Below are 14238 nucleotides of genomic sequence, written 5' to 3'. Positions count from 1 at the left end.
AATATTTTCCACATGCCTCTGAACATTGTCTCATGCCGTTATGAGCCAAGCTATTTTATACTTAATAAGTGACCTAAAGGCCACTTGCTTAAACGCAGGTGGTCTTCTCGCCGATTCGCCTGAGCGAAGAAAAGGATTTTACCCTTATACCGAGAAATATGTTTCATTACTAGGTTATCCCATGCATACAGAAGGAAAGTGACCCGATGAAAATCAAACGAATTCGGATGAAAATTTTAATGGCGATGCTGCTGACAACAGGGATACCGATCACGATTCTGGCCGGCATTATATTGTATCAGGTGTCACAAACCATTCGTAATGATGCTGAGCAGGCCCAGTCTCGCATTTCGCAAGATATGAAAAGCCAAATCGAAGACTACAATCAAGATTTATATGATACGGCCTATCGGGTATATTACAATTTTGATCTACTCGAAAGCTTACGACGAGGTGCCGATTACCAGCCGGATAACAGCCGAAATTATGATACTCTTCGCGACACGCGAGATTTGTTCTGGGGCATGTATTACAATTCCAAGCTCAAAGATATTCTCGGTATTTACTTGGTCAACTCCAAGGGGGAGTCAGCAGGCAGCTTTTTCTCCTATATACCGGTCTCTTTTTCCGGTTTAGACCCGAAATATTTGAACAGCCTCATGGATATGATGGAACAAAGCAGTGAACAGGGACCACTTCTGGTTTACCATAGGCAAAGTTTCTATGAGCAACCCATCTACCAATACCTGCACCCCTTAAATTACCGGGGAAAGCGCGTGGGTCTACTTGTTATTGATATTCAAGGCACTTCACTGCAGCAGCGTATTGAAAAATACAATACCTACTACAAAGGCCAGGTTATCTTGACGAACGCTTCGCAAGTGATCGTTTATCATACGGATGTTAACCAAATCAATGCCAAGCTGGAAGATAGCTCATTGGCGCCGGGCAGTAAGCTGGTTACAACGAATTTTGAGAAATTGGGTTGGAAGCTATTGTATACCTACATGATCAATCCTAGCTTGCTCTTTTTCCGTAATGTAGCGATTGCCGTCATTATTCTTGCTTTTATCTTGATGATTGGGTTCTCGCTGACGCTTAGCTTCGGTATAACGAAGCCGATTGTTTTGCTCCATCGCAATATGGCTCGGATTCAACTTGGTGACTATACCGCTAGAACGGACGTGCTTACGCAGGACGAAATAGGCTTTCTCGGTAATCAGTTTAATCAGATGGCGGAACAAATAGAGCAGCTGATCGATCATGATTTGAAGCTCCAGCTTGTGAATAAAGAGGTGCAGATTAAGGCGCTGCAGGCCCAAATTTCACCGCATTTCCTGCATAACACCCTGCAGACGATGTCCAGTATCGCCATGATTCAAAACGCGCCGGATGTGAAGATCATCTGCCAGTGCCTGAGCAATATGTATCGCTACAATATGAATATTGAGGAAGAGTGGGTAACGCTGAGAGAAGAGATTCGGCATATCCGCAATTATTTATATATTATCAACAAGCGTTATCCGGAAATTTTACGCATTAATATCCGCTTGGAAGAGGCGATGCAGACCGTGTACGTTCCGAAGCTGATTCTCCAACCGATTATTGAAAATGCCATCGATCATGGCTTAATTCCTTCCCGAAAGTCCAAGAAAATACTGAAGGTTTATGTCCGAGAGGACCGGGGTGAGAACAAGCTTCGCATCTATATCGTAGATAACGGAGCGGGTATGCCACCGTCGGTCAAAGATCTTTTGAATAAAACCAGCGATTCCATTGGTCTTCATAATGTGCAAACACGCTTGAAGCTGCTGTGCGGGAAGGACTTTGGACTTCGTCTATTAAGTAAAGAAGGCAAGGGGACGATCGTTGTGATTGAGCTTCCCCTTCGGGAAGAGGTTACGGATGTGAGAAAAGGGGTCGCCCGATGAAAATACTCATTGTCGATGATGAAGAAGCCATTCATGAACAATTGAAAGCATGTATACCTGCGCAACAATTAGGCTGGGAAATCGTAGGTGATGCCTATCATGGCGAGGAAGCTTGTCTTATGGTTGAGCAGTATCTCCCGGATATTGTGATTACAGACATCAAAATGCCGCTGCTGGACGGGCTCAGCTTTATGGAATGGATGAAACGCGGACAATTTACGGGCAAGGTCATCGTACTTAGCGGATACGGTGATTTTCAATATTCTCGGCCTGCTTTTTTGCTGGATGCGTTCGACTATTTATTGAAGCCTTTGCAAGAGGTGGAGTTGATTCGCACATTAAGCAGGGCCGTAGAACAGCTCGCTTTGGACTCAAATCGGAGGATCGAGCAAATCAATGAAAAAGCGGTCCTGAATCAAGGGATTGTGCTCATGCGGGATGAGCTGTTAAGCCAAATTGTAGCGGGGCGGATTAAGGACGAGATTGACATTTTTGTGCGCGCCGAGCAGCTGTATTTGGCGCTGCCGGAATATAAGTACCATACCCTTGTTATTCACCTTATCGATCTGGATGAGCATATTCAAGATCGTTATCGCGGGGATCGATCCATCTTTTACTTTGCCGCACGAAACATTTTGGAGGAAATCTTGCAGGAACAGGGCGGTACTGTGTATCGCAACCTGCATAAATCGAATGAATTTGTCGCGGTATGTGAGGCCAAAGGAACGTTCTATGACGTCATGAAGTGGGCCAGACGCATTCATTTGTCATTAACAACCTGTTTGCGTGTGCGCGCCCTGATCGGTATCAGTGTCCAGAAGCAGCGCATAGATGCGCTCACGACCGCTTATTTCGAAGGTGTCCATGCAATGGAAACGATCCGTTTCGGTACGCAGGAGACGATCGTACGTTATGGCGAGGAACCGGATAAAGCAGGGCAGGTCGAGTCCAGGGAATGGAAGGAGCTGCAAGTCCTGCTTGAATGCTTAGTCGATACAGGGACGATCGACAGCGAGGCTGGTTTGCTGCGAAAGCTCGAAGAGGCCCTTCATCAGCAGGCAATGGCGACCATGAGCTTGCAAGACTTCAAGCAGGCAGCTACTTTATTGGTTGATAAAATTGCACACGCTTCACACCGCTCAGAGCAAATTCCGCTCTGGCTTCAGGAGGCAAGAACGGGTGTTCAGGAACTCAAAGTGAATCAAGTTCAACGACTGCTCCGCAGCATAATGGATCAACTGCTCAAAAGCGTCACGAACAACCACAAAATGAAGAGCGGAAAGCAGCTTATTTACAGCATCAAACAGTATGTGGAAGACAACTACCAGTCGGTTAATCTGGAAAGCATTGCGCGGCATTTTTATCTCAATAAAAATTACTTCTGTTCCATGTTCAAAAGCGTCACCGGAGAAAACTTTTCCGACTATTTGACGAAGGTTCGTATGGATCAGGCTAAGCTGCTGCTTGCAAGCAGTGGTTTGACCTCCTATGAAATAGCTGAGCGTGTAGGTTATCAGGACCAGCGGTATTTTAGCAAAGTGTTTCGAAAAACGACAGGCCTACTTCCCAAACAATATCGAGCCCAGCTGCATAATGACATCTGAATATTTTCCACTTTGTTCTGAGTATTGTCACATGTTGCAGGCGATCATCCCTTTGTACAATAAGAATGTAAGCAAAACCAACAAACAATGGGATAAAGGAAGGGACTTGGACGTATGGCAAATCAAAGAATAGTTCCAGCAGTATTGTCAGGTATCGTAGCGCTTTCGGTTCTGGCAGGATGTGCAAAGTCCGACAACACAGCAGCTAATGGGGGCAGCCCGACAGAGGCTCCAAAAAAACAAGAAGCTGCAGCAACGACTGCAGCTAATCAAGAGCCGGTGAAGCTGGACTATTGGGCAGCTTGGTCACCGAATTCGGAAGAAGAGACGAAGACCAAAGCACAGATCAAGAAATTTGAGGAAGCTCATCCAAACATTAAGATTAACGTACAACTCATTACGTTTGATGTGCTGCATGATAAGCTGATTGCGGCGATTAATGCGGGTAACGCGCCTGATCTAAGCTGGGGACTTAGCGAATGGTTTGGAGAGTTCATGAAAATGGATGCCCTCCAAGATCTGACGGCTTCTTATAATGCATGGAGCGACAAGGATAAAGTTTATCCGAATGTCATGGCCTCCCTTACAGCGGAAGGCAAAGTGCTCGCGCTCCCTCAATACCTAGGTATTCGCGCATTACTGTATCACGAGAACATGCTGAAGAAAGCAGGCTACGATGCACCGCCGAAAACATGGGACGAATTGCTCGCCATGTCAGGTAAAGTGAAGCAGGCTACCGGCAAAGAAGCATTCGGTATTGCGGCTGCGGGAGTTCGCTCCCCACAAGAACTCCTCTCCTTATTTGCGCAAAATGACCTGGTCATAGCGAAGAAAATGGATGATGGTAAATTCAAGAACACATGGAAAGACAACGCCGATGAGTTGAAACGCGCAGGTGAGGTTTATCGGTTCTACCAAGATCTGCTTGCTAAAGGAGCGATCAGGTCCGAAGCGAAGACATGGGGCTGGCAGGAAGAGGATACGAATTTTGCGCAAGGTCAATATGCGATGGTTGTCAACGGCCCATGGATTGAAGGACGCAGCAAAGAGAATCCGGAGGAAATGAAGGATGTCAAGGTAACGGCTCCGCCATCCAAAAAGAAATCAGCTACTTTCCTTGAGGTGAGCCCGCTTTACTTGTATAAATCGGGTAAGCATCCGAAAGAAGCTTTTGAATTTGCTGCCTTTATTATGAGCAAAGATTGGCAAACTAACATTCGCCCAACCAATTCACCGCGTTCTGACGTGGTCAGCGACAGCCCTTGGGGCAAAGGATTTACAGAATTAGCTTCGACAGGCGTCGTATTCCCTAGTGTTTCGCTAGGTGGAATTACCAAAGATATGGAAGATTCGATTGCACGTGCCCTCATCAAAAACGATGCGCCTGAAGACGTCGCGAAATGGTTATCTGAAGCGATCAACAATGACTTGAAGAAATCCGGAGAGTTGAGCTCGAAATAGAGTTTAACCATAAAGTAAGACCCAATACCAAGCAGGCATACCCTGACTATGCCTGCTTTACTTTACCCAAAAATGGTGATAACGGTGGAGAATATGGATATTAGAGAAACGATAGAAAATCGAACATACCCGGGAAGAAAATCCCTTTTCGGGCGCGAACGTAAAACAAGACTGATAGCCAACCTGTTCGTGCTGCCTGCCCTAGTTTTCTTTCTGCTGCTCATTGCGTATCCCTTGATAACGGTCATATGGGATAGCTTTCATTTCAAAAACCTAGTGAATAAAACGATTCATGGGTTTGCTGGTTGGGATAATTATAAAGAGGTTATTCAGCATGAGAATTTTTGGAGTTCTTTGAGGTACACGGTTGTTTGGACGGTATTATCTGTGATCGGAGAGTATTTGCTCGGTATTATTTCCGCTGTTTCGTTAAATCAGCCTTTGAAAGGTAGAGCCATTTTTCGCGGTATTATTATTATCCCATGGGTCGTACCGATCGTTGTTGCCGGACTAACTTGGCAATGGATGCTCGCACCGGACTACGGCATTATGAACATTTGGATGGTGAAGCTGGGAATAATCGATAAGCCCTATTATTGGCTGGGCGAAATCAATACAGCACTTTTAACCGTAACCTTCGTCAACATATGGAGAAGTTTTCCTTTCTATACAATCAGTCTGCTCGCCGGCCTGCAGTCGGTTTCCAAAGAAATGATTGAAGCCGCGGCGATCGACGGAGCGGGTGTCACCAAGCGATTTTTCAACATTGTGCTGCCCCAGCTTAAGTCCGTCTCCCTGGTACTCGTGTTTGTGCATATCATATGGACAGCCATCAATTTTGACTTTATCTGGGTCATGACGGAAGGCGGCCCTTTTAATTCGACGGAAACACTGCCTGTGATGATTTACCGCTATGCGATGAAAGAGTACGATGTAGGCGCAGCCTCGGCCTTGGCTTCGATGATGCTTGGTTTTATGATGGTTGCCTTTCTCTTGCTGTACGTCCGATCCGCTAAAAAAAATAGCCTAAAATAGGAGGTGCATGGCATGCTTATGAGCAAGAAGCAAAAGTTTTGGCTGCAAGTACTCACCTACGGTGTACTCGTCATTCTTGCAACCTACTGCCTGTTTCCATTCCTATGGATGGCAGATACGGCATTAAAGCCAATCCAAGAAGTCCGGACTAGTCACCCGACATTTATGATTAATAACCTAACGTTTGGTAATTTCTCGCGGGTGCTGTTGGAATCCAAATTTGTCACGTTTTTCGGCAACTCCATGTATGTCGCGGCGACGACAACGATCCTTTCGCTGATTATCTCGATTTTTGCTGGCTATGCCTTAAGTCGGTTCAGCTCCTACCGTGGTGTGAAGGCTGTGAGTATAACGATGCTGCTGTCCCAAATGGTCCCGGGCGTGTTGCTGCTCATTCCCTTGTATTTACTGATGAAAAATTATCATTTGCTAGACACGTATTACTCGATGATTTTGGCCTATACGACCTTCATGGTACCACTTTGTACCTTTATGCTAAAAGGTTACATCGATTCCATCCCGTACGAGATGGAGGAATCGGCCGAAATTGACGGTTGCTCGAGAGTAGGCATCCTGTTCCGGATTATCCTTCCGGTTTCCATACCAAGCTTAATTGCTACCGCGTTATTTGCTTTCGTGAATGCTTGGAATGAATTTATGTTTGGCTTTGTGTTCATTAATGATGAAGCCCATCGCACCCTTACGCCCGGCATCACCCTGTTTAAAGGGTTATACATGACGGATTGGGGTAGTATTATGGCTGCCTCTGTCTTATCCGTACTGCCGGTCGTCATCCTGTTCGTCTTCATGCAGCGATTCCTTATTGACGGTATGACGGCAGGTGCCGTCAAAGGCTAATAAAGTCCCATCTCAACCATAGAACCTTCCAAGTCATCTCACATGGCTTCGGAAGGTTTTTAATTTTGACATGATAATCTGCCTAATCTCACCTGTAGTCCGTTATCATGAAACTGTATTATAATAAAAAGTACGACAAATTTCTCGCGCCGAGTGGTGATGACGATGCTCCAATACTTCATGAAGAAGACGAATAATATTCGGATTAAAAATAAAATTATTCTCGCGTTTATTTTGGTCGTGGTCATTCCGGTACTGATCGTGGGTGTGTTCCTGACGAACGCATTTCGGCAATCGGTGCTCAATGATGCGATTGGACAGACATCCAATAACGTGGAGAAAATTAATAAGCGTGCATCCGACATTCTCCGGATTCCGATTGAGATTTCGAACAAACTGATGATTGATCCGCGGTTGGAACGTGTAGTTAACACGCAATATCAATCCATTTATGAAGTTGTAAGCGCTTATAAAGAGTTCCAGGATTTTACCGATTTTGTAAAGCTGTATAAAGAGGTCTACAATATCCGGCTCTACACAACGAATCCAACAACGCTAAACAATTGGAATTTCATACAGCCTTCCCCTGCGATTCTGGAGTCTTTTTGGTACCAGGAAGCAATGAATAAAAAAACAGAGAAGATCAGTTGGTACTATATCGGGGATGAAACGAAAAATAATCGAAAAGTGCTTAGTTTGGTAAAAAGGATTTATTTCCCGAACTACCGAACCAGTGGTGTGCTGGTGATTGATGTTAATCCTGACGAAATAAATGCGATCGTTAGTCAAGAGTTATTTGATACGATGATTTTGGATGGCATTGGAAATATCGTTGCTGCTAAGAACACGGAATGGGTCGGCAAAAACTTAAATGAATTGGATTTCGCCAAAGACTTTCTGAATAAGCCGGAAGGCACGTACCAGACGCGGTTCAAAGAAAGAGATTCTAAAGTTCTCATCAACGACCTCATACCGACGTTAAGTGATAGAGGCTTGCGAATTGTATCCGTATTCACAGTCGAGAGTATCGTTGGCAAAGCCAACAAGATCAGCTATATGGGTTTGTACATTACGTTAGCGAGTTTACTTGTAGCCTTTGTCCTCATTTATTTCTTTTCCAACATGTTAACGTCCAGAATGCTTCAGTTGAACAAACAGATCAATAAAGTGGCGCTAGGAGATCTGCATGTTACTTCAGAAATTGATGGGCATGATGAGGTTGGCATGCTCGCTAGACAGTTCAATAACATGGTCCGAAGCATTCGGGAGTTGATGGACGAGGTTCATGAGTCAAACCGAATAAACAATCAGTTAGAACTGCGGCAAAAAGAGATTAAGCTGAGGATGATGGCGAGTCAAATCAATCCGCATTTTCTGTTTAACGCGCTGGAATCGATTCGAATGAAAGCCCATCTGAAAGGCGAAGCAGAAATTTCCGGCATCATTCGAACGCTGGGCAAGCTAATGCGCAAAAAGCTTGAAATCATGGGGGGTCTAATTCCACTCAAGGATGAGCTTGACATGATTCGTTGTTATTTAGATATACAGCAGTTCCGGTTTGGAGATCGGTTGACGTATGAAATTCATTTGGATCAGGGAGTTAGCGACATGATGATTACCCCTCTGATCGTACAGCCACTTGTTGAAAACGCGGTCATTCATGGTTTGGAGTATATGGAGGAAAACGGAATTTTGAAGGTTCATGCGACGATAGAAGGTCATCATTTGCGTATTGAAGTAATCGATAATGGGGTTGGTTTCAGTGAATCTAGACTGATGGAGATTACGGAGTCGATGAGCGACACCCAGGACAAACAAGAGCATCGTATTGGCATGCGTAACGTGCACCAAAGGCTTAAATTAATGTATGGCGACACCTATGGCTTGACGATTATTTCTAATGAGGTATTTGGGACACGCATTTATTTTTCGATACCAATTCAGGGGTGAGAAGAATGTACAAAGTGTTAATTGTCGACGATGAACCTATGATTCGCGCGGGCTTGCAGACATTGATCGATTGGGAGCGTTATGGCTTTCAGGTTGTAGGTGATGCGATGAACGGCCGAGAAGCGATGAGCAAGTATGCAGAGTTGGCGCCGCATTTAATTATCATTGACATTCGCATGCCGGTAATGGATGGGCTGCAGGTCATTGAGGAAATTCGCAAAACGGATGCTGCCTGCAGGTTTCTTATCCTCACCGGATATGCGGATTTCGATTACGCGAAAAGAGCGATTATCGGACAGGTGGATGGCTATGTGCTCAAGCCAGTGGACGAAGAAGAGATTGTGGTTGAATTAATGCGGATTTATAAGTATCTTCAGAAGCAAGAGGAGTTATCCCAATTTAGTGTAAAAAGTGAGGCGCAGCGTAGAGAGGAATGCATACAAGCTTTAATAGCAGCGGATGATAACCAGCGGTCCATACCGGATAATGTTGAAGCTCTAATTGGAGCATCAGCAGGAGGATATCAAGTCCTGCTGCTCCAACTGGCTCAGTCACAAAAGACTGATTCTCGCATCTACGCCTTAATCCAACAACGTTTAATCGACTTGTTTGAGACCAAAAAGCGAAGAGGTGTTGTCTTTACAGCGAACCCCTATATTGGTGTTCTTTTAACGGAGCCCATTGTGGATGAAGGAGCAAGGAGTCGTGTTTACAGTGAGATAAAGGCGGCTCTGCCTGAGCATATCTTCCATAGTGCCATAGGTCGTGTAGTTAAGCAAAGTAATGAAGTTAGCACTTCCTTCGGAGAAGCAGCGAACCTGCTTACGAAGCATTTTCTCTATGGCGATGAGCTTATTGCTCAGCATGATGTCATTCAAGCAAGCGAGCATCTGTCAGCTTTAGACATCGTCTCCTTAGCCGAGAAGATCTACTACGCAATGGATATGGGGAATAAAGAAAACTTGGAACACTTGCTCCAACTTGCCGGAGCAGAGCTTATCACCTATGATAGCAGCGAGCATGGCTTAAAAACGAACTATGCACAGCTGATCTCTATGGTATTGAACAAGCTGGCTGGGCTGAACGATAAAACGTACACCATCGTGCAGAATGCCATGACCATCATTGCGCAAATTTATGAGCAGCCGAACTTGTCCGCCATCCAAAATCGCATCCGTCAACAGTTATGTGACTTGACCAACCAGATTAGTGTCTCTAGTAATGAACCTTTGTTAAAGCAGATTATGGATTTCGTCGAGCGGCATTATGCTGAGAATTTAAAATTGGATACGTTAGCGGAGTTGTTTAATTATACAAGCGGATACTTAGGTAAAATCTTTAAAAACTATACCGGCGCACACTTTCACACCTACCTGGATCAAATCCGCATCCAGAAAGCGATTGAGCTGCTGGGTGAAGGGCACAAGGTCCATCAAGTCGCTCAGCGTGTTGGATATGCTAATGCAGATTATTTTCACAGCAAGTTTAAGAAATATGTAGGCGAATCGCCTTCCTCGTTTAAAGGGAAGAAGAATTGAACAGATTGCCCTTTCTATCTAGCCTGAGAACTGGATAGGAGGCAATCTCTTTTATTTCATCCCTATGTAACCGAATTCTTGAAAGCGCTATTTTGACATGATTTGAAGCTGAATTAGGGTGGTTTTTTGAATGGGAATCATCCAGTATGATAGAGATATAAGATAAACGGAGGGATACTATGAAAACGCTATCTACGGAGACGACCATCCACCTTACGGATCGGAAAAAGTCTTCGAAGTTTTGGAAAACGATGGTTCAACAGCGCTATCTTTATATGATGTCGATCCCTTTTGTCATCTACGTGATCATCTTTAATTATGTGCCTGTGTGGGGTTGGTTAATGGCATTCCAGAAATTCAAGCCTGGGAAATCGATTCTGCAGCAGCAATGGGTCGGATTCGATAACTTCAAACAATTGTTTATGGATGAGCGGTTTTACAACGCATTAAAGAATACGCTGGGTATGAGTACCATGGGGCTTGTCGTTGGTTTTACAGTACCTGTCGTGTTTGCTATTCTGATGAATGAGCTCAAGGGGCAATTGTTCAAACGTTCCATTCAAACCATTTCCTATTTGCCTCACTTCGTATCTTGGGTTGTTGTAGCCAGCTTGGTGACCAAGATGCTTTCTATTGACGGAGGTGCCGTTAATGAACTGCTTATGAAGCTTCATATCATCGATCAACCTGTGCAGTTTATGGCCAAAGGCACTTGGTTCTGGGGGATTGTAACCGCTTCCGATATGTGGAAGGAAACCGGTTGGAATTCGATCATTTTCCTTGCAGCCATGGCGGGTATAGATCAGGAGCAGTATGAAGCAGCCACCGTGGATGGCGCGGGTCGATTTCGCCGCATTTGGCATATTACGTTGCCAGGTATTCGTACCACATTCATGGTTGTATTCATTTTGTCGATTGGCAATTTGATCAGCATCGGTTTTGAAAAGCAGTTTCAGCTGCAAAACTCGCTCGTTTTCGACTATGCGGAAGTGCTGGAATTATATGCGCTTAAATATGGGATTCAATTAGGACGATTTTCCTTTGGTACCGCGGTTGGTATTTTCAGTTCAGTCGTAAGTATTGTTCTTGTCATAACAGCCAATACCATCTATAAGAAAGTTACTAAAGAAACGATTATCTAAACTTATGCTTATGATGCTAGTTTTGCTAAAGCAAAACTTTTAGGAGGTGGGAGCATGCAAGTATTACTCAGGAGAAACTACTTCGATATTGTTTTCGATCTGTTTCTCTACATTCTTATGATTTTAGCAGCAATTGCTACCTTATATCCTTTCTTGAATGTATTAGCTATATCCCTTAATGATTCTGTCGATACGGTGAGGGGCGGTATACATATTTGGCCTCGCGCTTTCACCTTGCAAAACTATCAGTCTATCTTTCGTTTTCCAGGTCTAATCAGAGGATTCGAAAACTCCGTGCTGCGCACAGTAATCGGTTGCATTCTTGGTGTAGGTAGTGCATCGATGGTCGCTTTTGTTTTGTCACGTAGAGATTTCCAAGCTCGTAAACCGATTTCCATGTTGTTTGCACTTACACTCTATTTTTCAGGCGGCTTGATTCCTAGCTATATGTTGATGCGTGATCTGCACATGATTAATACGTTCTGGGTCTATATCATTCCTGGTATCCTCGGAGTTTGGAACGTATTCATCATTCGATCTTATATGGATGGGCTGCCTTATGCTTTGCAAGAATCGGCAAAAATCGATGGAGCCAATGATTTCACTATTTATTGGAAGGTTATATTGCCGCTCTGTCAGCCGGTACTAGCAACGATTGCTTTGTTCATTGCTGTAGGACATTGGAACTCTTGGTTCGATACATTTCTATATAACAGCTCGAATGAAAAGTTGACCACCCTGCAGTATGAGTTAATGAAAGTACTCCAGAGTACACAAAGTGGCAACGAATCACATGATCCCAATGTTATGCAAAATGTGGCGAAGGTTTCACCTGAGTCCATTAAAATGGCGATTACAATGGTTGTCTCCGTACCCATTTTACTTGTATATCCATTTTTACAAAAATATTTTGTTAAAGGGATTACGCTTGGTGCTGTAAAGAGTTAAAGGGATGTGGTAATGACAGGGTTTCCTGTGATTCAATAGATTGTACATATAAAGGGAGGACTACAAACCATGAGAAAGAAAGCCGCGACAATAACAGCAGTCTTGCTTACTGCAGCTATCGTAACCGTGACAGGCTGCTCCAAAGACGCTTCAGATCTTGCATCTTCAACACCAGGCAGTACGAAGGCAGCTGATTCAAATGAATTGGCACCGATAACTTTTTCTATGTTTAGCGCTGATCCGAATGCAGACTGGGACGATATGCAATCCGGAGTTGGTAAGAAAATTAAAGAAAAAACCGGAGTAACGCTTAAAGAAGAATTCCCGGTAGGCGCTGCAGATCAAAAAATTGCTCTAATGGCTTCCAGTGGTGAATACCCCGATCTGATTAGTGGGAAAGGTGATGTGCAAAAGCTAATCGATGCCGGTGCTATGGTGGATCTTGCGCCTCTAATCGACAAATACGGTCCGAACATCAAAAAAGTGTATGGCGATTATTTGAAAAGGCTCCGTTACAGCAATGATAATCACGCTATTTATGTGCTTCCATCCGCAGGAGTGAACCAAAAGTATTTTGATGCTGGGGGTGGATTTGAACTTCAGCATCAGGTTTTAAAAGAGCTTGGTTATCCGAAAATCAAGACCGTGCAGGATTATGAGAACGCTATAAAAGCCTACAAAGAAAAGCATCCAACCATGGATGGAAAACCAACAGTCGGATTGTCTTTGCTAGCAGACGACTGGCGTATTCTGATCTCTGTGACGAACCCGGCGTTCTACACAACAGGAGCTCCAGATGACGGCGAGTTCAATATCGATCAAAATACGTATGAAGCCAAGTACCATTTCCTGCGTCCTGAAGAAAAAGAGTATTTCAAATGGCTTAATCATATGAACAGTATCGGATTGCTCGATCCGGAAAGCTTTGTGCAAAAATACGATCAATATAAAGCGAAAATAGCCAGCGGCCGAGTGCTTGGTCTGATTGACCAAAATTGGGAGTATGGCGACGGCGAAAACGTCTTAAAGAAAGACGGCAAGTTGGATCAAACCTATGCGCATTTCCCAGTAACTTTGAATGAGAATATAAAAGATCACTCCTTCCAGGATACAGGTTATTTAGCAGGCTGGGGAATCGGTATTACAACGAAAGCGAAAGATCCCGTTCGTGCGATCAAGTTTCTGGATTGGTTGGCGTCGGATGAAGGCCAAGTATTGGTTAACTGGGGCATTGAAGGCGTCGACTACAAGGTGGAAAATGGCAAGCGTGTACTTACACCTGAAGCGCAGGACAAAAAAACCAACAACCCGAGCGGCTATAAGAAAGAAAATGGAATCGGAAACTACTTTCTGTCCGCACGCTATGGTGATGGAGTTAAAGATCCTACCGGCAACTACTATACGACTAGTTTCCCTGAACAAATCCAAAAGAACTATACAAAAGCAGACCTTGAAACATTGAAAGCTTATAATGTTACAACTTATAAAGATCTGTGGCCAAAAGATGGAGAATTCCCAGTTAGAAAGTACGGCGCTGCTTGGGGAATTTCGATGCCAACAGGCTCCGATATACAAGTCACATTCCAAAAATCCGAAGATATTATGAAAAAACGGATCCCAGAGGCGATTCTGGCGAAGCCGGAAGACTTCGATAAAGTATGGGATGCTTTCATGGCAGATCTGGAGAAAGTCGGCGTGAAGAAAATGGGTGAACAATTCACACAGTTGGTGAAAGACAGAGTGAAGCTCTGGAACGAATAGAAGTATGGCA

Annotated in this window: 10 protein-coding genes; all 10 read left to right on the top strand. The window is 44.2% G+C overall.

The genetic code is table 11. The annotated features are described in order from the left end of the window. The first annotated feature begins 206 nt into the window (after positions 1 to 206). The 10 genes from QFZ77_RS35545 to QFZ77_RS35500 all read left to right on the top strand — a co-directional run bounded on the left by QFZ77_RS35545 (position 207) and on the right by QFZ77_RS35500 (position 14228). Positions 207 to 1931, top strand: coding sequence for a sensor histidine kinase (locus QFZ77_RS35545; protein WP_307448044.1), 1725 nt, complete (start codon positions 207 to 209; stop codon positions 1929 to 1931). After that, on the top strand, positions 1928 to 3535 hold the full coding sequence (locus QFZ77_RS35540) for a response regulator (protein ID WP_307448041.1): 1608 nt from the start codon (positions 1928 to 1930) through the stop codon (positions 3533 to 3535). Before QFZ77_RS35545 ends, QFZ77_RS35540 begins: the two co-directional genes overlap by 4 nt. Positions 3536 to 3649: 114 nt before the next feature. Then, on the top strand, positions 3650 to 4996 hold the full coding sequence (locus QFZ77_RS35535; protein WP_307448038.1) for an ABC transporter substrate-binding protein: 1347 nt from the start codon (positions 3650 to 3652) through the stop codon (positions 4994 to 4996). 48 nt (positions 4997 to 5044) lie between these two features. After that, on the top strand, positions 5045 to 6031 hold the full coding sequence (locus QFZ77_RS35530; RefSeq protein WP_307448035.1) for a carbohydrate ABC transporter permease: 987 nt from the start codon (positions 5045 to 5047) through the stop codon (positions 6029 to 6031). Positions 6032 to 6043: 12 nt separating this feature from the next. Further along, the gene (locus QFZ77_RS35525) at positions 6044 to 6889 is read left to right on the top strand and encodes a carbohydrate ABC transporter permease (protein WP_307448032.1); all 846 of its coding nucleotides are present in this window, start codon (positions 6044 to 6046) and stop codon (positions 6887 to 6889) included. A 165-nt stretch (positions 6890 to 7054) separates the two neighbouring features. Beyond that, positions 7055 to 8839: a sensor histidine kinase gene (locus QFZ77_RS35520; RefSeq protein WP_307448029.1), complete on the top strand. Its 1785-nt coding sequence runs from the start codon at positions 7055 to 7057 to the stop codon at positions 8837 to 8839. Between the two features lie 5 nt (positions 8840 to 8844). Further along, positions 8845 to 10377: a response regulator transcription factor gene (locus QFZ77_RS35515; protein WP_307448027.1), complete on the top strand. Its 1533-nt coding sequence runs from the start codon at positions 8845 to 8847 to the stop codon at positions 10375 to 10377. Between the two features lie 179 nt (positions 10378 to 10556). Beyond that, entirely contained in the window at positions 10557 to 11519 is a 963-nt protein-coding gene (locus tag QFZ77_RS35510; protein ID WP_373462702.1) for an ABC transporter permease, read from the top strand. A 54-nt stretch (positions 11520 to 11573) separates the two neighbouring features. Further along, complete coding sequence (locus QFZ77_RS35505; protein ID WP_307448024.1) at positions 11574 to 12467, top strand: carbohydrate ABC transporter permease; 894 nt, start codon at positions 11574 to 11576, stop codon at positions 12465 to 12467. A gap of 69 nt (positions 12468 to 12536) precedes the next feature. Then, on the top strand, positions 12537 to 14228 hold the full coding sequence (locus tag QFZ77_RS35500) for an ABC transporter substrate-binding protein (protein ID WP_307448021.1): 1692 nt from the start codon (positions 12537 to 12539) through the stop codon (positions 14226 to 14228). The last annotated feature ends 10 nt before the right edge of the window (positions 14229 to 14238 follow it).

The sequence above is a fragment of the Paenibacillus sp. V4I3 genome (assembly GCF_030817215.1).
Lineage (GTDB): Bacteria > Bacillota > Bacilli > Paenibacillales > NBRC-103111 > Paenibacillus_E.
This window is presented reverse-complemented; position numbering and strand designations above follow the sequence as displayed.

Excerpts from the sequence above, each read along its gene's own strand:
- QFZ77_RS35545 (WP_307448044.1), top strand. The coding sequence starts at position 207 with ATGAAAATCAAACGAATTCGGATGAAAATTTTAATGGCGATGCTGCTG.
- QFZ77_RS35540 (WP_307448041.1), top strand. The coding sequence starts at position 1,928 with ATGAAAATACTCATTGTCGATGATGAAGAAGCCATTCATGAACAATTG.
- QFZ77_RS35535 (WP_307448038.1), top strand. The coding sequence starts at position 3,650 with ATGGCAAATCAAAGAATAGTTCCAGCAGTATTGTCAGGTATCGTAGCG.
- QFZ77_RS35530 (WP_307448035.1), top strand. The coding sequence starts at position 5,045 with ATGCCTGCTTTACTTTACCCAAAAATGGTGATAACGGTGGAGAATATG.
- QFZ77_RS35525 (WP_307448032.1), top strand. The coding sequence starts at position 6,044 with ATGCTTATGAGCAAGAAGCAAAAGTTTTGGCTGCAAGTACTCACCTAC.
- QFZ77_RS35520 (WP_307448029.1), top strand. The coding sequence starts at position 7,055 with ATGCTCCAATACTTCATGAAGAAGACGAATAATATTCGGATTAAAAAT.
- QFZ77_RS35515 (WP_307448027.1), top strand. The coding sequence starts at position 8,845 with ATGTACAAAGTGTTAATTGTCGACGATGAACCTATGATTCGCGCGGGC.
- QFZ77_RS35510 (WP_373462702.1), top strand. The coding sequence starts at position 10,557 with ATGAAAACGCTATCTACGGAGACGACCATCCACCTTACGGATCGGAAA.
- QFZ77_RS35505 (WP_307448024.1), top strand. The coding sequence starts at position 11,574 with ATGCAAGTATTACTCAGGAGAAACTACTTCGATATTGTTTTCGATCTG.
- QFZ77_RS35500 (WP_307448021.1), top strand. The coding sequence starts at position 12,537 with ATGAGAAAGAAAGCCGCGACAATAACAGCAGTCTTGCTTACTGCAGCT.